Consider the following 1,052-nt stretch of genomic DNA (forward strand, 5'->3'; position numbering starts at 1 on the left):
TTCTGGTGCTGGGTGCGGTGGGCGTCATGCTGTGGGTCGGTGGCATGGATGTGATTGCCGGGCGGATCTCGGAGGGTGAACTGGCGGCGTTTGTTTTCTACAGCCTGATCGTTGGCAGCGCCTTCGGTACCTTGAGCGAAGTGATTGGTGAGTTGCAGCGAGCAGCGGGTGCGGCCGAGCGGATTGCCGAATTGCTGCGCTCGGAAAACATCATCCAGGCGCCGATCACCGGTCTGGTGACCATGCCGGAGCGGGTGAAGGGTGATCTGGTGCTGCAAGACGTGCGTTTTTCCTACACCTCACGGCCGGAAAGCTACGCCGTCGATGGCTTGAGTCTGGCCATTCATGCCGGCGAAACCCTCGCTCTGGTCGGCCCGTCCGGTGCCGGAAAATCCACCGTGTATGACTTGCTGCTGCGCTTTTACGACCCTGCCGCTGGACAGATCCTGCTCGATGGTGTGCCGCTGACTCAGCTTGATCCGCTCGATCTGCGCCGCTGCTTCGCATTGGTCTCGCAGAATCCTGCGCTGTTTTTCGGCAGCATCGAAGAGAACATCCGCTACGGCAACCCGAGCGCCACCTTGGCCCAAGTCCAAGAAGCCGCAAAAATCGCCTACGCCCACGACTTCATCGAGCAAATGCCTGATGGTTACCAAACGCATCTGGGCGACGGCGGCCTCGGTCTATCCGGTGGTCAGCGCCAACGCCTGGCCATCGCTCGGGCGTTGTTGGTGGACGCGCCGATCCTTTTGCTCGACGAAGCTACCAGCGCCCTCGACGCCCAGAGCGAACACCTGATCCAGCAAGCCCTGCCAAGCCTCATGAAAAACCGTACCACCCTGGTCATCGCCCACCGTTTGGCCACGGTGAAAAACGCCGACCGGATTGCGGTGATGGATCAGGGGAAATTGGTGGCAGTGGGGACGCATCAGGCGTTGATTGCGAGCAACGCATTGTATGCAAGGTTAGCGGCATTGCAGTTTAGTGATGGCAAGGCCGAGCTAGGTCTCCATATGTAAACGCTATGTAGGAGCTGTCGAGTGAAACGAGGC

The 1,052-nt window shown here is 59.8% G+C and carries 1 protein-coding gene; it reads left to right on the forward strand.

Annotated elements, in window-relative coordinates; all coding sequences use genetic code 11:
* Positions 1–1,019, forward strand: a 1,019-nt coding sequence (locus AC1DRJ_RS29190) for an ATP-binding cassette domain-containing protein (RefSeq protein ID WP_477805185.1), incomplete at its 5' end; no start/stop codon positions are given.
* Positions 1,020–1,052: the final 33 nt, after the last annotated feature.

This window comes from Pseudomonas sp. P5_B2 (assembly GCF_056400445.1).